This window comes from Curtobacterium sp. 8I-2, assembly GCF_902506155.1.
Classification (GTDB): Bacteria; Actinomycetota; Actinomycetes; order Actinomycetales; family Microbacteriaceae; genus Curtobacterium; species Curtobacterium poinsettiae.
In genome coordinates this window covers 18,767-37,190 of record NZ_LR732827.1, presented here as the reverse complement: position 1 = coordinate 37,190, position 18,424 = coordinate 18,767, and the positions used below count along the sequence as shown (strand labels likewise).

The window sequence follows — 18,424 nt, the reverse complement described above, 5'->3', positions numbered from 1 at the left end:
ACCGCTGCACCCGGTGGACAAACCCGCACCGTGCCGTACCGGCAGCCCCCAACGACCCGACGACGCGCCGACGGGCCGACGGGCCGACCGCGACCGACCCGCAGGAGACGCAACGCACTGGAGGCCCGGTGCCGGTTCCTGGAACCGGCACCGGGCCTCCCGTCGGTGCGATCAGTGCACGCGGTCAGCGTGCGCGTGCGGTGTTACTGCACGTCCTCGTCGACCCAGTCGAAGGTCTTCGTGACGGCCTTCTTCCACAGGCGGAGCGTCCGCTCGCGCTCGGCGGCGTCGAGCTGCGGCTCCCAGCGCTTGTCCTCCTGCCAGTTGGCACGGAGCTCGTCGAGGTTGGCCCAGAACCCGACCGCGAGACCGGCGGCGTAGGCCGCACCGAGCGCCGTCGTCTCCGCGACGACCGGGCGGACGACCGGCACGTTGAGCATGTCGGCCTGGAACTGCATGAGCTCGCTGTTCGCGGTCATGCCGCCGTCGACCTTGAGCTCGGTCAGGTCCACACCGGAGTCGGCGTTGACCGCGTCGAGCACCTCGCGGGTCTGCAGCGCCGTCGCCTCGAGGGCAGCACGCGCGATGTGGCCCTTGTTGACGAAGCGGGTCAGGCCGACGATCGCGCCGCGGGCATCGGGACGCCAGTACGGCGCGAAGAGCCCGGAGAACGCGGGCACGAAGTACACGCCGCCGTTGTCCTCGACGGTCTTGGCCAGCGCCTCGACCTCCGGGGCGCTGCCGATCAGGCCGAGGTTGTCGCGGAGCCACTGGATGAGCGAGCCCGTGACGGCGATCGAGCCCTCGAGGGCGTAGTGCGTCTCCTGGTCGCCGAGCTTGTAGCCGACGGTGGTGAGCAGGCCGTTCTCGGAGCGGACGATCTCGGTACCGGTGTTGAAGATCAGGAAGTTGCCGGTGCCGTAGGTGTTCTTCGACTCGCCCTGGTCGAACGCGGCCTGGCCGAAGGTCGCGGCCTGCTGGTCGCCGAGGATGCCGGCGATCGGGACCTCGCGCAGCAGGCTCGAGGACTCGACGTGGCCGTAGACCTCGGAGGAGCTGACGATCTCGGGGAGCATCGACTTCGGCACACCGAAGTCGGCGAGGATGTCGTCGCGCCACTGGAGCGTCTCGAGGTCCATGAACAGCGTGCGGGACGCGTTCGTGACGTCGGTCTTGTGCACGCCGCCGTCGACGCCACCGGTCAGGTTCCAGAGGACCCAGGTGTCGGTGGTGCCGAAGAGCAGGTCGCCCGCCTCGGCCTTCTCACGCGCACCCTCGACGTTCTCGAGGATCCACATGATCTTGGTGCCGGCGAAGTAGGTCGCGAGCGGCAGGCCGACGATGGCCTTGTACTTGTCCGTGTCGCCGTCGGCGAGCTTGTCGACGAGGGCCTGCGTGCGGGTGTCCTGCCAGACGATCGCGTTGTAGATCGGCTTGCCGGTGGTCTTGTCCCAGACGACGGCGGTCTCGCGCTGGTTGGTGATGCCGACGGCTGCGACGTCGTGGCGCGTGATGTCGGCACGCGACAGTGCCTGACCGATCACCTCGCGGGTGTTGTCCCAGATCTCGGCGGGGTCGTGCTCGACCCACCCGGCGCGCGGGAAGATCTGCTCGTGTTCCTTCTGCCCGGTCGAGATGATCGAACCGGAGTGGTCGAACACGATTGCTCGGGTCGAGGTCGTGCCCTGGTCGATGGCGACGATGTAGTCGGCCATTGGTGCTCCTTACGGGTGTGTTCGGTGCGGGTGCGTGGTCGGTCGTGCGGAACGGCCGCCCACGCCTTCGGGGTGGGGGTGGGTCAGCTGACGACGGGCAGCAGGGCGACGGACAGGCCGGCAGCGAGGGCGCCACCGATCAGGGGTCCGACGACCGGCACCCAGGCGTAGGCCCAGTCGCTCGAGCCCTTGCCCTTGATGGGCAGGAAGGCGTGCGCGATGCGCGGGCCGAGGTCACGGGCCGGGTTGATGGCGTAGCCGGTGGGACCACCGAGGCTGACACCGATCGCGATCACGAGGAAGGCGACGGGGATGGCGCCGAGGTCCGTGGGGGTCCCGCCGTTGGTGAAGGCGAGGACGACGAAGACCAGGACGAAGGTGCCGATGATCTCGGTGACGAGGTTCCAGCCGTACGAGCGGATCGCGGGGCCGGTCGAGAAGACCCCGAGCTTGGCGGCCGCGTCGGGCTCCTCGTCGAAGTGCTGCTTGTACGCGAGCCAGACGATGACGGCACCGATGACCGCACCGATCACCTGGGCGATCCAGAAGAGGAACATCTCGCCGACGGTGATCTTGCCGAGGATCGCCTGCGCGAGGCTGACGGCCGGGTTGAGCTGGCCACCGGACTTGTAGGCCACGGTGGCACCGGCGAAGACCGCGAAGCCCCAGCCGATCGTGACCATGAGGAAGCCGGCTCCGAAGCCCTTGGACTTCGCCAGCGAGACGGCGGCGACGACGCCGCCACCCAGGATGATGAGCATCGCCGTACCGACGAGCTCGGACAGGAACTTGACGCCGATGTCGTCCATCGGTGACCTCCAGTGCGTGAGGTGGGGGTCCGGCCGTGGTGCGCCGCACTCCCCGTTGAGTGATTGAGGCCAACCATAGTGACGACGCTCACGGCCGGGTGGTGAATTCGTGAGCGGAGAGCGGGATCGTGCACGAACGTGCAGGGCGAGTGTCCCCAGCACGATCCGGAGCCGGTGACGCGTCCTCGGTGTGCTGCACGAACGTGCATCCCCGCCGGACGGCTGGCCGTGCCGCCGATGTAGATTGGGCGCACTCCGGTCGACGACGCGCGGTGTGACCGCCACGGCTCGACCCCGTACCCGTGGAGGCACCGCATGAAGAAGCTCATCAACGACCCGCAGGCCGTGGTCGAGGAGACCGTCCGGGGGTTCGCCCGGGCACACGCCGGACACGTCGTGCTGGTCGAGGACCCGATCCACCTGCACCGCGCCGACGCCCCCGTGGCCGGCAAGGTCGGCATCGTCAGCGGTGGTGGCAGCGGGCACGAGCCACTGCACGCCGGCTTCGTCGGGTACGGCATGCTCGACGCCGCCGTCCCCGGTCCGGTGTTCACGAGCCCGACCCCCGACCCGATCGTCGCCGCGACGAAGGCCGTCGACGGCGGTGCCGGCGTGCTGCACATCGTGAAGAACTACACCGGCGACGTGCTGAACTTCGAGACCGCCGCAGAGCTGGCCGCGATGGACGACGTCCGGGTCGAGTCCGTTGTGGTGGACGACGACGTCGCCGTGCAGGACTCCCTGTTCACCGCCGGTCGTCGCGGTGTCGCCGGGACCGTCGTGGTGGAGAAGTGCGCCGGTGCCGCCGCGGAACGCGGGGACGATCTGGACGCGGTCGCCGCCGTGGCCCGGCACGTCAACGACGTCACGCGCTCGATGGGGCTCGCGCTCGCCTCGGGCACCGTCCCGCACGCGGGGGAGCCGTCCTTCGTACTCGCTGACGACGAGGTCGAGCTCGGCATCGGCATCCACGGCGAGCCGGGCCGCGAGCGGATCGCGATGGCGCCGGCGGACCAGCTGGTCGACCGCGTGCTCGAACCGATCCTGACGGACCTGGACGCCCCGGCCGGATCGGCACTGCTGCTGCTGGTCAACGGCATGGGCGGCACACCGCTCTCCGAGCTGTACATCGCCTATCGACGCGCCGCCGAGGTGCTCTCCGACCGCGGCTACCGGGTCACGCGTAGTTTGGTCGGCGACTACGTCACGTCCCTCGAGATGCAGGGGTTCTCGCTCACCGTCACGGTGCTCGACGACGAACTCACGGCCCTCTGGGACGCCCCGGTGGAGACCCCGGCCCTGCGCTGGGGACGCTGAGCGACCGCGCCTGCGACCGCAACCGCAACCGCAACCGCAACGGACGCTCGACCACCGGACCACGACACCGGACCCCACCGGGCCGGACACACGAAGGGAACTGCATTGGCGCTCGACACCGCATGGGCCATCGACTGGGTCCGTCGCACCGCCGCGACGATCGACGAACACCGTGCCGAGCTGGTCACGCTCGACCGCGAGATCGGGGACGGTGACCACGGCGAGAACCTCGACCGAGGCTTCCGCGCCGTGCTCGAATCCGTCGACGCCGGCTCCTTCGACACCCCGGGCGCCGTCCTCAAGGCCGTCGCGACGAAGCTCATCTCGACGGTGGGCGGCGCGGCCGGTCCGCTGTTCGGCACCGCCTATCTGAAGGCCGCGCAGGCTGCAGGGGACGCGTCCGAGCTCGACGCGGACACGCTGGTCGCGGTCCTGACCGCCGCGCGTGACGGTGTGGTGTCCCGCGGCAAGGCCGCCGTCGGCGACAAGACGATGGTCGACGCGTGGAGCCCCGCGGTCGACGCCGCCGCAGCGGCTGCCGGCGCCGGCGCCGACCCGGAGGCCGTGCTCGCCGCCGCAGCCGACGCCGCAGCGCAGGGGGCCGCCGACACCGAGCCGCTCGTGGCGCACAAGGGCCGCGCGAGCTACCTCGGCGACCGCGCGATCGGGTACCGAGACCCCGGTGCGCAGTCGACCGCGTACATCCTGCGCGCAGCTGTGGACGCCGCGTGACCGTCGGCATCCTCGTCGTCTCGCACAGCGCTGCGATCGCGACGGGCACCGTCGAGCTCGCCCGGCAGATGGCCGCGGACGTGCCACTCGTCGCCGCGGGCGGCACCGACGACGGCGGCATCGGCACCTCGTTCGAGGCGATCACCGCCGGCATCGAGGAACTCGCCGGGGCCGACGGCGTCGTGGTGCTGTGCGACCTCGGCTCCGCCTACCTGACGACCGACACCGCGCTCGACTTCCTCGACGACGACGTCCGCGCACGGGTGCACGTGTCGCCGGCCCCGCTGGTCGAGGGCACGGTCGCCGCGGCGGTCGCCGCCCAGACGGGCGGGGACGCCGACGCGGTCCTGGCCGCTGCGGCGTCAGCCGCGGGTTCCGAGGCGGACGCGAGCACCGCCTCCCGTCCGTCCGGTGACCAGCCTGGAGGCACGGGGCCGGCCGACGGGGCAGGTCCCGTCGGCGACGCAGCCGGCGCAGACCGCGTCAGCGCGTCGGTCGAGCTGGTGAACGAGACCGGGCTGCACGCCCGGCCCGCCGCGGAGTTCGTCAAGACGGCGGCGAAGTACGACGCGAGCGTGCACGTCAACGGTGTGGACGCGAAGAGCCTGCTCGCGATCATGGCCCTGGCGCTGCCGAAGGGCGCGACGGTGTCGATCGACGCGACCGGTCAGGACGCGCAGGCCGCGGTCGACGCCCTGGTCGAACTGGTCCGGTCCGGCTTCGGCGAGTGACACCGCCGCCGGGGGAGTCCCCGGCGGCGGTGCGCGCCCCGGTCACCGGATCGAGACCGTGCCCGCCAGGTCGAGGTCCGAGGGACCGCCGGTGACCCCGGCGTCGGCGAGCAGGGTGGCACCGAACACGGCGCTCCAGAACGTGCGGGCGTCACGGGCGACGCCGCCGGGGCTCGTCCATCCCTGGTCGGCGACGACGCGCTCCAGGTAGCGTTCGGACTGCCGGAACAGCACCGCGAGCAGCAGTCGGACGCGCTCCCGCTGGGCGGTGTCGTCACCCGCAGCCGCCAGCGCGCGGACCACGAGGGGTGTCGACGGCATCGCGAGGGCGGTGCGGGCGAGGACCTGGCGGAACGACTCCGACGACCGAGCGCGACGACCGGCCACCTGCAGCCGAGTCGTGTCGCGGAGGAACAGCGCGAACGCGGCGTCGAGCACCAGGCGGTCCTTCGAGCCGTAGTGGTGCGTGATCTGGTTCGGGTACACGCCCGCGGCCCGAGCGACCTCGCTGACGGTGACGGTGCGTGCGCCCGCGCTGAGCAGTCCGGCCGTCGCCGCGAGGATCCTCGCCCGCGTCGCCGCGCCGCGTGCCGTGCCGGAGCCGTCCACCGTGGTTGCCATGTCCGAATTGTACGTGGTACAACTCAACTTGTTCAACGTACAAGAGGAGTTCCCGTGGACATCGTCATCACCGGCTACGGCACGGTCTCACCCTTCGGCCACGGCGTCGCACCGCTCTGGGACGCCCTGGTGGCCGGTCGCTCCGGCGTCCGCTCCCTGCACCGCGACGGAGCGCTCTGGGGACAGGTGCCGATCCGGGTCGGTGCCGAGGCGGCACTCGACGCCGACGGGGCACTGGGCCGGGTCCGCGCGAACCGCCTCGACCGCAGTCAGCAGCTCGCGCTCGTCGCCGCGGAGGAAGCATGGACGGACGCGGGTGCCCCCGCGGTCGAGGGCGACCGCCTCGCCGTGGTGATCGGCACCGGGATCGGGGGCGTGGAGACGCTCCTCGACGCGCACGACGTGCTCGGAGCATCCGGTGCCCGACGGGTCTCCCCGCGCACGGTGCCGATGCTCATGGCGAACGGCGCCGCGGCGCAGATCAGCATCGCGTACGGGGCGCGGGGCGGTGCATACACGACGGTGTCGGCGTGCGCCTCCGGTGCCGAGGCCATCGCGACCGCCGCGCGACTCATCGTGACCGGTGAGGCCGACGTCGTCATCACGGGCGGCACCGAGGCCGCGGTGAGCCCGGTGACCATGGCGTCGTTCGCGCAGTCGCAGGCGCTCGCGAAACCCGACGGCGACGACCCGACGACCCTGTCCAGGCCGTTCGACGCCGACCGCCGCGGCTTCGTCCTCGGCGAGGGCGCCGGCATCGTCGTGCTCGAGCGTGCCGACCACGCCGCCGCACGCGGGCAGCGGTCGCACGGCACGCTCGCCGGGTGGGGGATCACCTCGGACGCGCACCACATCACCGCGCCGCGCACCGACGGCAGCGAGCAGGAACGGGCCATGCGGTCCGCGATCCGGATGGCGGGACTCACCGGGGGCGACATCGACCACGTGAACGCGCACGCGACCGGCACCCCGGTCGGCGACGTCGGCGAGGCGACCGCGATCAGCCGTGCGGTGGGCACCGGAGCGCTGGTCACCGCACCGAAGAGCGCGATCGGGCACATGTTCGGCGCGGCCGGGGCGGTCGAGGCGGTCCTGACCCTGCGGGCACTCGAGACCGGGACCGTGCCGCCGACCCTGAACCTCGACCAGCTCGACCCCGCGGTGGACCTCGACGTCGTCTCCGGCACCGCGCGGACGGCTCCGCTCGGTGCGGCGTTGAACAACTCGTTCGGGTTCGGCGGTCAGAACGCGTCGCTGGTGTTCACCGCGGCGTGAGCTCCTGCAGGCCGGTGACCCGGAGCAGGTCGAGCTTCGCCGCCGACTCGGAGCCCGGTACGACCGTGTAGACGACGATGCGCAGGTCGCCACCCGGCACGGTCAGCACGTCGCAGTCGATCTCCACCGGACCGACCGGCGTGTGCACGACCTTGCGGCTCGCACGGTGCTCGGCGATCCGGCCGGTCTCCCACCGGCGGGCGAACTCCGGCGACTCCCGCAGCAGCCGGTCGACGAGTGCAGCCAGGTCACGGTCGCCGGGGTAGCGCCCGTACGCCTGCCGCAGATCGGCGGCGAGGTCGCTCGAGAACTCCTCCTGGTGCTCCTCGTCCCAGTCCACCCCGTCGCGCGCCTTGGTGAAGTGCCGCCAGACCAGGTTGCGGTCGAGGCCGACGTACCGCGTCGGATCGCCGTTCACCGCGGCCCACAGGTCGTTCCAGAGCACGATGTCGTGCGTCGCCGTGAACACCGCGAGCGGCACGTCGCCGAGTCGGTCCACCAGACGCTGCACGCCGGGCGTGACGTGCCGCGGCACCACCTGACGGGACGGCGGGGCGACGCCGGCCACCCGGCACAGGTGGTCCCGCTCCTCGGACGACAGCCGGAGCGCCGTCGCGAGCGATGCGAGCAGCTGCGGCGACGGGTTCGTCGCCCGGCCTTGCTCGAGGCGGACGACGTAGTCCACGCTCACGCCCGCCAGGGCGGCGAGTTCCTCGCGGCGGAGGCCCGGGGTCCGTCTGCCGGGGCCGGCCGGCAGGCCGATCGCCTCGGGACGCACCCGGTCACGCCAGGAACGCAACACGTTCGCGAACTCGCTCATGTCCACCATCATCGCCCCGCGCCTCCAGTCCGTCCTGGTACTGCCGGTCCCACCGTCGCACCGTGCCTGGGGGAGCCGGGCCGGCGGGGGCAGGCTGGGCACATGACGACGACACTGATCACCGGGGCCAACCGCAGCCTCGGACTCGAGACCGCACGCCGACTGATCGAAGCCGGCCACACCGTCCACGCCGGCATGCGCGACCCGGCCAGCGGCGACGACGCCCGGGCGCTCGGCGCCCACGTCGTGCAGCTGGACGTGACCGACCAGCCCAGCATCGACGCGGCGATCGCCACGATCCCGTCCTTGGACGTGCTGGTGAACAACGCCGGGATCCTCGGCGACTCGTTCGGGGTCGACGACCTCGACGCGGACGCGATGGCGACCGTCCTCGACACCAACGTCACCGGCATCGTCCGGGTGACCCAGGCCGCGCTGCCCCTGCTGCGACGCTCGGCAGCACCCGTCATCGTGAACGTCGCGTCGGGGGTCGGCTTCCCACGCTGGCTCACCACGCCCGGGCACGACGAGTACGGAGTGCCGGCCGTGCCGTACGCGGCGTCGAAGGCGGCCGTGATCGCGTTGACCGTGCAGTACGCGAAGAACCTGCCCGGGTTCCGGGTGAACGCGAGCGACCCGGGCTACACCGCGACGGCGTTCAACGGGTTCGGCGGGCACCAGACGATCACCGAGGGCACCGACGCCACGGTCGCGCTCGCGACGATCGGCACTGAGGGGCCGACGGGGGAGTTCCACAACCGCGAGGGACGCATCGAGTACTGAGGGCGGCGCTCCGTCAGTCGTGCACGTCGTCGCCGAAGCCCGGGCCGGGCCGCATCATCCACCCCTCCGGATCGGGCAGCGGCCGGAACCCGAACCGCTCGTACAGGCCGTGGGCGTCCGCGGTGAACAGGGCGAAGCGCTTCAGTCCGAGGGCCTCGACCGCCTCGGTCACCCCGCGCACCAGGGCGACCCCGACACCCCGACCCCGGGCCCCTGGGGCGACGAAGACGTCCGAGAGCCAGCCGAACGTGACACCGTCGGTGACCACCCGCGCGTAGCCGAGCTGCTCGCCGGTCACCGCGTCGTAGACGCCGAAGTTCCGGGAACCGGCGATGATCGCGTCCTGGGTCGCCCGGTCGCGCCCGCGCGCCCAGTACGACTCCTCGCTGAGCCAGCGGTGCACGCGGTCCACGTCGAGGTCGGCAGGGTCGGTGGAGAAGCGCAGATCCGTCATCGTCCCAGTCAACCGGAGACGCGGCCGGGGGGGCGACGTCCGATCGGGATCCGGTGCACCGGTCCTCGATGCCGACCGAGGCGTGGCGTCAGAGCGAATACGAAATATTCATTGCAGCATTCCAGATGGATTCCTACACTCCTGGGCAGTGGGTGCACCCTGCACCCGCCCGCACGAGGAGTCCCATGCGAACACGCATCCCGATCCGAACTGTCGTCGCCACGGCGTTGTCGCTGACGCTCCCGCTCACCGCCGCCGCCCCCGCGGGCGCGACCCCGGCCGGGGGAGCGGTGGGCACGGCCACGACGGACCCTGCGACGTCGACCGTCCGTCCGGCAGGGACGGTCGGTCTCGCTGCGAAGGTCGCCAAGGACGGCAACGGCCCGTTCACCCCGGACGACCGGCCCGGGGGCGACTCGAGCGGAACGAACGGCATCGTGCGGACACTCGACGCGATCACGTACAGCGTCGAGATGAGCGTGAACGACGGCGACAGCGTCAACCAACGGTTCGTCGTGACCGCTCCGGCCGGCACGACCTGGGCGGGGCTGCCGAAGCCGTGCACCGGGGCCGCATCGCGCATCGACGGGCAGCGACTCACCTGCTCGGTCGGTGACCTGACCGAGGGCAACCTCGTCGAGGTCCCCGTCGTGCTCGACGTCTCCGGCACCATGCGGCACGGCGACGAGATCGAGGTCACGGTCGAAGCCACGGCGGACAACGCGGACAACGGCGTCGTGACGGCAGTCGCGCCGACCGTGACGGTCTCGGCAGCCGCGCGCTACAACCTGAGCAAGGACGTCGTCGGGTCCTCGCTCACCCCTGACGTCATCGGTCCCGACGGCGAGCGAGGCCTGCGTCTCGTCTACCCGATCGCGGTCAACTGGGAGCCCGTCGTCGCCGGACAGGGCCTGCTCGGGTTCGAAGCGAGCGCCGGCCCGATGGCCTTCACCGACGACGTGTCCGAGATCCTCGGCGACCTGCCGTCGACCGCCGTGCTGTGGAACGGGACCGCGCCTGCCTGCGGCGTGAACGCAACGAACGCCTGGCGCTTCGACGGCCTGCCGGGCGGACGGGGTGGCGGGCCGCGCAACGTGGTCGACTCGGGGACCATCGTCTGCACGCAGTCCTCGCCCGGCGCGGACGTCGACGTGACGATCACGGACACCGTCACCGACCCGGACCGCATCCCCACCCAGTCGCTCAGCGGCGGCCCGGTCACGGGTGGCACCAGGGCGTACTTCGTCTCGGGCTACCTGAGCCTCTGGCTGCCCTACCCGCCGGGCTCGGTCCTGTCGACCAACCGGTACTCGGCCCTGCAGACCACGTCGGCGAGTGGCGCACAGAACTACCCCGGCAGCGAGGAGCCCCTCGCCGACAACAGCACGTCGCGCAACCTGGTGGGTCTCGGGTCCGGCACCGCCGGCAAGCGACTCTGGCGCGTGATCGACAGCGCCGGGACCACCGTCGAGGGTTCCGCCCGCGCGGGCGATCCGTGGGTGACGCAGGGGCAGGTCCTGCGGAGCGACGTCACCGTCCTCAACGACGGGTACAGCCGCTGGACCGGCACGATCCTCTGCGACACCTTCGATCGCGGGACCCAGCGCCTCACCCGCGGGGGCACCCCGGGTGCGACGGCGTGGACCAGCGGGTTGAGCAGGCCGCGCATCGAGTACGCGGCCTACGACATGACGAACCCCGCGGCCGGGCAGGACCACACGTGCGGCGATGACGACGGACCGTGGTTCGCCAGCCCAGACGAGGTTCCGGGCGGTCGCGCCGCGGTCGGCGCCGTGCGCGCGCTCGGCGACGTCGACGGTGGGGCGAGAGCGGTGCTGCACACGTACGTCGCAGTGGCCGACGCACCCTCGGGGACCCGCGCGTACGACTTCGGACACGCCCTGCTCGGCGAACACACCGACGTCTGGACCCACGACACGGCCCGGCCGGAGAACGGTGCCGGAGCGATGGCCGACAGCGTCGTGATCACGGAGAACCTGGCACGCATCAGGAAGAAGATCGTCGACCCGGGCACGACCGCGGAGGACACACCGGACAAGACGAGCTTCGTCGGGTCCGGGAGCACCCTCGAGTACGCCCTCTACCCGACACTCACCAACGGCCACTCCGGTGGGCAAGCGACCACCGTGACGGTCCGCGACGTGCTGCCGATGCACACCGACTACATCCCCGAGAGTGCGTCCAGGCCGGCCGAGCTCGACACGATCACGGACAACGCCGGCAACCTCCGCCAGCGCCTCACGTGGACGCTCGACGGCCTGCAGCCGAACACGAGGATCCCGCCGATCACCTACGAGCTGCAGGTGTCGAGTCTCGCGCCTGCCGGACCGGTGCAGAACTACGCGACCATCGCCTCGCCGACGGACCGCTCCGAAGCGTTCCGCCGCGACACCCAACGAGCGGTGCAGGTCGTCGCCGCAGTCGGTGTCGGCGTGGAGAAGGTGGCGACCGAACCGGTCGTCGCGACGGGGGACCAGCTCGAGTGGGACCTGCTCTACACGAACCGCGACGCCCGGAGCATCAGCGGGCTCGACGTCATCGACGTCCTGCCGCACCGAGGCGACCCCCAGGGCTCCGCCTTCCACGGGACCGTCTCGCTGGCCGACCGCGTCGACGTCGCGCCCGGCGCCGGTGAGACCGTGCGCTACACCACCAGCGATCCGGCCTCGATCTCGCTCGACGGCACGGCAGCGTCCAACCAGCCGGGCGGCAGCACGCTCTGGTGCGCGGCGGCAGACCTCGGCGACCCCGCGTGCGGATCCGCGGAACTCGCCGACGTCACCGCCGTGCGGATCGAACGGACCGGCGGTGTCGCGCCTGGACAGACGGTCCGACACCACGTCGTGCTGCGGACCCACGGGGAGCGGGACGGCGACACCTACACGAACCGCTTCGGGCTCCGCGCCTCGAACCTCGAACTCGCCGCGCTGTCGAACCGCGCCACCGTGCGGGTGGTCGCCGGCAGCATCGGAAACCGGGTGTGGACGGACAGCAACGACGACGGCCTCCAGGGTTCCGACGAACCGGGCATCGACGGCGTGCCGATCCGACTGTCCGGCGTCGACGACCGCGGAACCGACGTCGCACGCGCGACCAGGTCCGGACCCGATGGGGAGTACTCCTTCGACGGACTCCGCCCGGGGGACTACGTCGTGGCCTTCACGGCTCCGGACGGCCGTCGGTTCACGAAGGAGCACGTCGGCACCGACGGCACCATCGACTCGGACGCCGGCCAGGACGGCGAGACGCCCGCGGTCTCGATCGCGTGGGAACGCTCCGACGAAGGCGCGAAGGAATCGATCACCCGCGACCGCACCGTCGATGCCGGGCTGCTGCTCGGTGACTCGCCGTCGGATCCCGAACCGGAACCCGGGCCCGACCCCGGAACGGTTCCCGGCGCCGGCACGGGCCCCGGCTCCGGGCCCGGGGGCGGGTCCGGATCGACGGCCGTTCCGACTGTGGCGCCGTCGCCCGGAGCGCGCGGGGGCGTCCAGGGGCTCGCCTTCACCGGCACGTCGGGGACGCCGCTCGTCCTCGGCGTCGCACTCCTGCTGCTGGCGCTCGGGGCCGCGATGCTCGGAACGAACCGGAACCAGCGGCGACAGCGCTGATCCGTCACCGGCAGCACGACGATGCGGCGGAGTCCTGACCTCCGGGGTCGGGGCTCCGTCGTCCTTCGACGCCGTCTGTCAGGATGGCGGCATGCGCGCCGTCCAGTACGCCCAGTTCGGTTCCGTCCCCTCGATCGTCGACCTGCCGGAGCCCGTCGCCCCGGACCACGGTGTCGTCGTGCGGGTGGCTGCCACCGGTGTCTGCCGAAGTGACTGGCACGCGTGGAAGGGCCACGACGACTCGGTCCGGCTGCCGCACGTGCCCGGCCACGAGTTCGCCGGCGTCGTCGCGTCGATCGGCACCGACGTGCAGCGCTTCGCCGTCGGCGACCGGGTCACGGCCCCGTTCGTGTTCGCCTGCGGCACCTGCGCCGAGTGCCTCGACGGCGCGACCCAGGTGTGCACCGCCCAGCAGCAGCCCGGCTTCGACCTGCAGGGGTCCTACGCGGAGTCACTGGTGGTCCCGCACGCCGATCTGAACCTCGTCGCCCTGCCCGATGCCGTGGAGTTCACGGTGGCAGCGGCACTGGGCTGCCGCTTCGGCACCGCGTTCCACGCCCTGCACGCCCGCGGGCGGGTGAGCGCAGGGGAGTGGGTCGTGGTCTACGGCTGCGGGGGAGTCGGGCTGTCGGCGATCATGGTCGCCGTGGCCGCCGGCGCGCACGTGCTCGCCGTGGACGTCTCCGCGGCGGCGCTCGAACGGGCCGCAGCACTGGGTGCCGACACGGTGCTGATGGACGCCGGTGCGGTGACCACGGTTCGCTCCCGCACCGCCGGGGGAGCGCACCTGTCGATCGACGCCTACGGCAGCCGTGCCACCTCGGTCGCGGCGGTTGCATCCCTGCGTCCGCGCGGCCGACACGTGCAGGTCGGGCTGCTGCTCGACGACGAAGCAACGCCGGCGATCCCGATGGGACGGGTCATCGCCGACGAGCTCGAACTGCTCGGCAGTCACGGCGCAGCGGTCGGGGAGTACGGCGCGATGCTCGACGCCGTCGTCAGTGGGCGGCTCCGGCCGGAGGAGACGATCGGCCGCACCATCGGCTTCGACGACCTGCCCGAGGCGCTCGTCGCGATGGACCGGCCAGCCACTTCTCCGGGGATGACCGTCGCGACGTTCTGACGGTGCGCCGGCCCCGCGTCCTGTCTGGCATGCTGAACCGCGGGGGAAGGGGCGCCATGGAAGACGACACGCTCGAGGGACGCGCCGCTCGTCGTCGACGGACCGTGAAGAACCTGGTGATCGGTACGGTCTTCATGACGGTGTTCGTGCTCATCGTTGCCGCCTGCCAAGGCCACCGGCCGTACATCGCGTCCGATGCCGTCGCCACCCAGCAGGACGAACGGACCGTCGCTGTCGTGAACGCGTTCATGGAGGCGAACGGTGGCTTGTCGCAGTGGAAGGACTACTACGACGAGGGGGAGTCCCGGCCTGCGCCGTTCGGGGAACTGACCGGCGACTCCGTCTGCTCGAACACCGACGTCCTCGGCTTCACCACCGGTGATGCTGGGATCCGCCGGGAAGTGAACCTGTCGAGCACGTCTGCAGTGACGCCACGGACAGTGCTCGACAACGCCGAGCGGGTTTGGACGCGGTACGACATCAGCCGCCGTGGCGACGACCGGGGCCGGAGCACGTGGACCCAGGTGCAGTTCTCAGGAGGCCGGACCTCGCCGACCGTGTACGTCAGCTACGCCGGTGACGACCCGGATGCGAAGGTCAACATGCTGGTCCTTGCCGCATCCGTCTGTCGGGAACTGTGACCGGTGGAGGCGGGGCGTTCTGGAGTCCGGTCCACCTGAGTTGACATAATATGCATTATCGGCGCGCGCATGGACACCCGATCGGCGCTGAGTAAGCAGAAAAGGTCGGGTCCGTTCTCCGGACTCGACCTCTTCTGCTCACTGGATGACGACGGCGTCAGTCGGCGGGCTTCGTCGGGACGTCGTCGGCGTCGATCTCGAGCGCTGCCGGCTCGCCGCCCTGTTCCTCCAGGTTTGCCTGGTCGGTGTCGGGCTGCTCCGGCGACTCGCTCTGGGTGGTCTCTTCGGCTGGGTCAGGCTGGCTGTAGCTCATGCGCCGGACGGTACGCCCGGGTTCCTGGACACGTACCAGCGGCGCCGGAGATCGACAGCGGGCGCGTGGCGACTCCGCCACGCGCCCGCTGTCATGCGGCGATCAGCCTCAGTTGTTCATCGCGGGAACGACGATCGTCAGAGCGACGATGATGAAGATGATCGAGAGCACGAGGCCGATGACACTCAGGATGATGCCGGCGAGCACCATGCCTCGGGTACCCGCGTTGCGACGACGGGCGACGAAGCCCAGGACCAGGCCGATGATGCTGGCGATGAGTCCGACCCACACGAAGAGGAACGAGAAGACGACGCCGACGATGCCGAGGACGAGCGAACCGACGGCGATTCCGTTGCCGCTGTTGGTCGCGGGTGCGTTGCCGGGGTTGGACATGGTGGAGCTCCTTCTGGTCAGGACGCTGATCCAGGCCAGGTAGCCGATCGTGAGCGTCGGTCAGAACAGTAGTCCTCGCACACGGCTGGTGCCCAGATTCACCGTCCGAGCCTGTCCCCCGGCTCAGGCTCCGACGTACGCCGCCATGTGCTGCCCGGTCAGCGTCGACCGGGCAGCCACGAGTGCAGCGGGCGTCCCCTCGAACACGATGCGCCCGCCGTCGTGCCCGGCGCCCGGCCCGAGGTCGATGATCCAGTCAGCGTGCGCCATCACGGCCTGGTGGTGCTCGATCACGACGACCGTCCGGCCGGCGTCGACGAGCCGGTCGAGCAGGCCGAGCAGCTGCTCGACGTCGGCCAGGTGCAGGCCCGCGGTCGGCTCGTCGAGCACCACCACGCCGCCCCGGTCACCGAGGTGCGTCGCGAGCTTGAGCCGCTGCCGCTCTCCCCCGGACAACGTGGTGAGCGGCTGTCCGATCGTCAGGTAACCGAGCCCCACGTCTGCGAGCCGGGCGAGGATCGTGTGGGCCGCCGGCAGTGCGGACTCCCCCGCCGCGAAGAACGCCAACGCGTCGGCGACGGACATGCCGAGCACCTCGCTGATGTCCTTCCCGCCCAGGTGGTAGCCGAGCACGGCCTGGTCGAACCGCTTGCCGTCGCACTCGACGCAGGGGCTCGCGACGCCCGCCATCATGCCGAGGTCGGTGTACACGACACCGGCACCGTTGCACGCCGGGCAGGCGCCCTCGGAGTTGGCGCTGAACAGTGCGGGCTTGACGCCGTTGGCCTTCGCGAACGCCTTGCGGATCGGTTCGAGCAGGCCGGTGTAGGTCGCGGGGTTGCTCCGCCGTGACCCACGGATACCGCTCTGGTCGATGGCGACCACGTCGTCGCGTCGGGCCAGCGACCCGTGGATGAGCGTGCTCTTGCCGGAACCGGCGACCCCCGTGACGACGGTGAGCACCCCGGTGGGGACGTCCACGTCGACGTCGTGCAGGTTGTGGGCCGACGCGCCGCGGATCGCGATCGCTCCGTCCGGACGACGGACGTCGGACTTCACGGTGACGCGGTCGTCCAGGTGCTGACCGGTCACGGTCCCGCTGGCGCGCAGCCCGTCGACGGACCCCTGGTAGCAGAGCGTCCCACCGCCGGAACCGGCACCGGGTCCGAGGTCGACGACGTGGTCGGCGATCGCGATGACCTCGGGCTTGTGCTCGACGACCAGGACGGTGTTGCCCTTGTCGCGCAACCGGACGAGCAGCTCGTTCATCCGCTCGATGTCGTGCGGGTGCAGCCCCGTGCTCGGCTCGTCGAAGACGTACGTGACGTCGCTGAGCGAGGAGCCGAGGTGCTTCACCATCTTCACGCGCTGCCCTTCTCCCCCGGACAACGTGCCGGTCGGACGGTCGAGCGACAGGTAGCCGAGTCCGATCTCGACGAAGGACTCGAGCAGGTCACGGAGCCCCTCGAGCAACGGCCCGACCCCCGGGTCGTCCAGACCCCGCAGCCAGGTGACGGTGTCGGTGACCTGCATCGCGCAGACGTCGGCGATGCTGCGGCCCGCGAGCTTCGACGAGCGGGCGGTGTCGTTCAACCGGGTGCCGTCGCAGGCCGGACACGTCGTGAAGGTCACCGCACGGTCGACGAAGGCCCGGATGTGCGGCTGCATCGACTCGCGGTCCTTCTGCAGGAACGATCTGCGGACCCGGTGCACGAGCCCCTCGTAGGTCATGTTGATGCCGGCGATCTTCTGCTTCGTCGGCTCGCGGTACAGGAAGTCCTGCCGCTCCTGCTCGGTGAAGTCGCGGATCGGGGTGTCCCGGTCGAAGTAGCCCGACTCGGCGTACAGCCGCACGTTCCACCCGTCGGTCCCGTACCCGGGGATCGTGAGCGCGCCGTCCCCGAGCGACTTCGTCTCGTCGAACAGCTGCGTCAGGTCGATGTCGTTCACCAGGCCCCGACCCTCGCAGTCCGCGCACATGCCGCCGAGCCGCGTGAACGAGACCTTCTGGGCCTTCGCGTCCGCACCCTTCTGCACCGTGATCGCTCCCCCGGCCGTCACGGTGGCGAGGTTGAACGAGAACGCGTTCGGTCCGCCGACGTGCGGCTGACCGAGTCGGCTGAACAGCACGCGCAGCATCGCGTTCGCGTCCGTCGCGGTGCCGACGGTGGAGCGCGGGTCGGCGCCGATGCGCTCCTGGTCGACGACGATCGCGGTGGTCAGTCCGTCGAGCAGGTCGACGTCGGGACGCGCGAGCGACGGCATGAACCCCTGCACGAACGCGCTGTAGGTCTCGTTGATCATCCGCTGCGACTCGGCGGCGACGGTGCCGAACACGAGCGAGCTCTTGCCCGAGCCGGAGACCCCGGTGAACACCGTGAGCCGGCGCTTCGGCAGGTCCACGTCGACGTCGCGCAGGTTGTTGGCGCGCGCTCCGCGCACGCGGATCCGGTCGTGCCGGTCGGCAGGGTGCACGACGGCACCGGCGGGGTCGTCGTCGACCGGATCGGTGTCCATGCGGGTCAGCGTACCGACGGGAGGCCCGTGGCGGGGCCGCCACGGGCCTCCCGTCCGCTGATGGGTCGGCCGTCAGGCCGTGGTGGGGTGCTCAGGCGCCGTGACGGCGCACCAGGTCCGGCAGCTCTGCGGGTTCGAACGCCTCGTCGGTCGCGTCGAGCTCGTCCGCCGTCCACCAGCGCGAGGCGAGGATGTCGACGCGTTCGTCGTCGGTCCACTCGGCGTCGGACAACTCGAAGCCCGGCGTGCGGACGACGTAGAACTCGGCGTGCCCACGGTCGTGGTCAGCGAGGTCCCACTCGACGGTGAAGTCCCACGACCAGACCGGTTCGCCGGGTTCGTCGATGACGATCCCGGTCTCCTCGCGCAGCTCGCGGATCGCGGCGTCGCGGTGGGACTCCCCCGGGTCGACGCCACCACCCGGCGTGATCCAGCGGTGCGCGCCGTCGGACGAGGGCGACTTCGTGTCCATCAGGAACACGCGACCACGGGGGTCGAGCAGCAGGATGCGGGAGGTGCGGCGCAGGCCGGGCTTGGCGGTCACCCGC

General features: G+C 71.2%; 17 protein-coding genes. 8 read left to right on the top strand and 9 right to left on the bottom strand.

Annotation, left to right across the window (positions count from 1 at the left end; translation table 11 throughout):
• Positions 1-203 precede the first annotated feature (203 nt).
• The gene (gene glpK / locus BOSE127_RS03870) at positions 204-1,715 is read right to left on the bottom strand and encodes a glycerol kinase GlpK (RefSeq protein ID WP_017887334.1); all 1,512 of its coding nucleotides are present in this window, start codon (positions 1,713-1,715) and stop codon (positions 204-206) included.
• A gap of 83 nt (positions 1,716-1,798) precedes the next feature.
• On the bottom strand, positions 1,799-2,524 hold the full coding sequence (locus BOSE127_RS03865; RefSeq protein WP_017887333.1) for an MIP/aquaporin family protein: 726 nt from the start codon (positions 2,522-2,524) through the stop codon (positions 1,799-1,801).
• 315 nt (positions 2,525-2,839) lie between these two features.
• Here BOSE127_RS03865 and dhaK point away from each other — a divergent pair, with 315 nt between their 5' ends.
• The 3 genes from dhaK (at position 2,840) to dhaM (ending at position 5,304) form a co-directional block, all read left to right on the top strand.
• Positions 2,840-3,841, top strand: coding sequence for a dihydroxyacetone kinase subunit DhaK (gene dhaK / locus BOSE127_RS03860; protein WP_071251603.1), 1,002 nt, complete (start codon positions 2,840-2,842; stop codon positions 3,839-3,841).
• 105 nt (positions 3,842-3,946) lie between these two features.
• Complete coding sequence (dhaL, locus tag BOSE127_RS03855; RefSeq protein WP_017887331.1) at positions 3,947-4,573, top strand: dihydroxyacetone kinase subunit DhaL; 627 nt, start codon at positions 3,947-3,949, stop codon at positions 4,571-4,573.
• Positions 4,570-5,304, top strand: coding sequence for a dihydroxyacetone kinase phosphoryl donor subunit DhaM (gene dhaM, locus BOSE127_RS03850; protein WP_017887330.1), 735 nt, complete (start codon positions 4,570-4,572; stop codon positions 5,302-5,304). The genes dhaL and dhaM overlap by 4 nt, the downstream gene beginning before the upstream one ends.
• A 42-nt stretch (positions 5,305-5,346) precedes the next feature.
• Here dhaM and BOSE127_RS03845 read toward each other — a convergent pair whose 3' ends face one another.
• A complete protein-coding gene (locus tag BOSE127_RS03845) occupies positions 5,347-5,925 on the bottom strand; it encodes a TetR/AcrR family transcriptional regulator C-terminal domain-containing protein (RefSeq protein WP_042537217.1) in 579 nt (192 codons plus the stop codon).
• A gap of 54 nt (positions 5,926-5,979) precedes the next feature.
• Between BOSE127_RS03845 and BOSE127_RS03840 the strand changes: the two genes are divergently transcribed.
• On the top strand, positions 5,980-7,200 hold the full coding sequence (locus tag BOSE127_RS03840; protein ID WP_159556259.1) for a beta-ketoacyl-[acyl-carrier-protein] synthase family protein: 1,221 nt from the start codon (positions 5,980-5,982) through the stop codon (positions 7,198-7,200).
• Here the strand turns inward: BOSE127_RS03840 and BOSE127_RS03835 are convergent.
• Entirely contained in the window at positions 7,187-8,020 is an 834-nt protein-coding gene (locus BOSE127_RS03835; protein ID WP_201300428.1) for a helix-turn-helix domain-containing protein, read from the bottom strand. The two genes, BOSE127_RS03840 and BOSE127_RS03835, sit on opposite strands and share 14 nt — an antisense overlap.
• 102 nt (positions 8,021-8,122) lie before the next feature.
• Between BOSE127_RS03835 and BOSE127_RS03830 the strand changes: the two genes are divergently transcribed.
• A complete protein-coding gene (locus BOSE127_RS03830; RefSeq protein ID WP_056068666.1) occupies positions 8,123-8,803 on the top strand; it encodes an SDR family NAD(P)-dependent oxidoreductase in 681 nt (226 codons plus the stop codon).
• Between the two features lie 13 nt (positions 8,804-8,816).
• Here the strand turns inward: BOSE127_RS03830 and BOSE127_RS03825 are convergent, their stop codons facing one another.
• The gene (locus BOSE127_RS03825) at positions 8,817-9,257 is read right to left on the bottom strand and encodes a GNAT family N-acetyltransferase (RefSeq protein WP_017887325.1); all 441 of its coding nucleotides are present in this window, start codon (positions 9,255-9,257) and stop codon (positions 8,817-8,819) included.
• Between the two features lie 185 nt (positions 9,258-9,442).
• Here BOSE127_RS03825 and BOSE127_RS03820 point away from each other — a divergent pair, with 185 nt between their 5' ends.
• From BOSE127_RS03820 to BOSE127_RS03810, 3 genes are all read left to right on the top strand, one after another.
• Positions 9,443-12,889 (top strand): SdrD B-like domain-containing protein, encoded by a 3,447-nt coding sequence (locus BOSE127_RS03820; RefSeq protein WP_159556255.1) that lies wholly within the window; start codon positions 9,443-9,445, stop codon positions 12,887-12,889.
• 91 nt (positions 12,890-12,980) lie between these two features.
• Positions 12,981-14,012 (top strand): alcohol dehydrogenase catalytic domain-containing protein, encoded by a 1,032-nt coding sequence (locus tag BOSE127_RS03815; RefSeq protein WP_140448058.1) that lies wholly within the window; start codon positions 12,981-12,983, stop codon positions 14,010-14,012.
• A 56-nt stretch (positions 14,013-14,068) separates the two neighbouring features.
• The gene (locus BOSE127_RS03810) at positions 14,069-14,653 is read left to right on the top strand and encodes a hypothetical protein (RefSeq protein WP_159556253.1); all 585 of its coding nucleotides are present in this window, start codon (positions 14,069-14,071) and stop codon (positions 14,651-14,653) included.
• A 157-nt stretch (positions 14,654-14,810) separates the two neighbouring features.
• Here BOSE127_RS03810 and BOSE127_RS03805 read toward each other — a convergent pair whose 3' ends face one another.
• The 4 genes from BOSE127_RS03805 to BOSE127_RS03790 all read right to left on the bottom strand — a co-directional run bounded on the left by BOSE127_RS03805 (position 14,811) and on the right by BOSE127_RS03790 (position 18,420).
• Positions 14,811-14,966, bottom strand: coding sequence for a hypothetical protein (locus BOSE127_RS03805; protein ID WP_156463751.1), 156 nt, complete (start codon positions 14,964-14,966; stop codon positions 14,811-14,813).
• Positions 14,967-15,074: 108 nt separating this feature from the next.
• Entirely contained in the window at positions 15,075-15,359 is a 285-nt protein-coding gene (locus tag BOSE127_RS03800) for a DUF4190 domain-containing protein (RefSeq protein ID WP_017887321.1), read from the bottom strand.
• A 123-nt stretch (positions 15,360-15,482) separates the two neighbouring features.
• The gene (locus BOSE127_RS03795; RefSeq protein ID WP_159556251.1) at positions 15,483-17,876 is read right to left on the bottom strand and encodes an ATP-binding cassette domain-containing protein; all 2,394 of its coding nucleotides are present in this window, start codon (positions 17,874-17,876) and stop codon (positions 15,483-15,485) included.
• Positions 17,877-17,967: 91 nt separating this feature from the next.
• The gene (locus BOSE127_RS03790) at positions 17,968-18,420 is read right to left on the bottom strand and encodes an NUDIX hydrolase (RefSeq protein ID WP_042537227.1); all 453 of its coding nucleotides are present in this window, start codon (positions 18,418-18,420) and stop codon (positions 17,968-17,970) included.
• Positions 18,421-18,424 lie beyond the last annotated feature (4 nt).

Bases quoted from the DNA above. Each gene is read 5' to 3' on its own strand.
- glpK (WP_017887334.1), bottom strand. From the start codon at position 1,715: ATGGCCGACTACATCGTCGCCATCGACCAGGGCACGACCTCGACCCGA.
- BOSE127_RS03865 (WP_017887333.1), bottom strand. From the start codon at position 2,524: ATGGACGACATCGGCGTCAAGTTCCTGTCCGAGCTCGTCGGTACGGCG.
- dhaK (WP_071251603.1), top strand. From the start codon at position 2,840: ATGAAGAAGCTCATCAACGACCCGCAGGCCGTGGTCGAGGAGACCGTC.
- BOSE127_RS03845 (WP_042537217.1), bottom strand. From the start codon at position 5,925: ATGGCAACCACGGTGGACGGCTCCGGCACGGCACGCGGCGCGGCGACG.
- BOSE127_RS03835 (WP_201300428.1), bottom strand. From the start codon at position 8,020: ATGAGCGAGTTCGCGAACGTGTTGCGTTCCTGGCGTGACCGGGTGCGT.
- BOSE127_RS03830 (WP_056068666.1), top strand. From the start codon at position 8,123: ATGACGACGACACTGATCACCGGGGCCAACCGCAGCCTCGGACTCGAG.
- BOSE127_RS03825 (WP_017887325.1), bottom strand. From the start codon at position 9,257: ATGACGGATCTGCGCTTCTCCACCGACCCTGCCGACCTCGACGTGGAC.
- BOSE127_RS03820 (WP_159556255.1), top strand. From the start codon at position 9,443: ATGCGAACACGCATCCCGATCCGAACTGTCGTCGCCACGGCGTTGTCG.
- BOSE127_RS03815 (WP_140448058.1), top strand. From the start codon at position 12,981: ATGCGCGCCGTCCAGTACGCCCAGTTCGGTTCCGTCCCCTCGATCGTC.
- BOSE127_RS03810 (WP_159556253.1), top strand. From the start codon at position 14,069: ATGGAAGACGACACGCTCGAGGGACGCGCCGCTCGTCGTCGACGGACC.
- BOSE127_RS03805 (WP_156463751.1), bottom strand. From the start codon at position 14,966: ATGAGCTACAGCCAGCCTGACCCAGCCGAAGAGACCACCCAGAGCGAG.
- BOSE127_RS03800 (WP_017887321.1), bottom strand. From the start codon at position 15,359: ATGTCCAACCCCGGCAACGCACCCGCGACCAACAGCGGCAACGGAATC.
- BOSE127_RS03795 (WP_159556251.1), bottom strand. From the start codon at position 17,876: ATGGACACCGATCCGGTCGACGACGACCCCGCCGGTGCCGTCGTGCAC.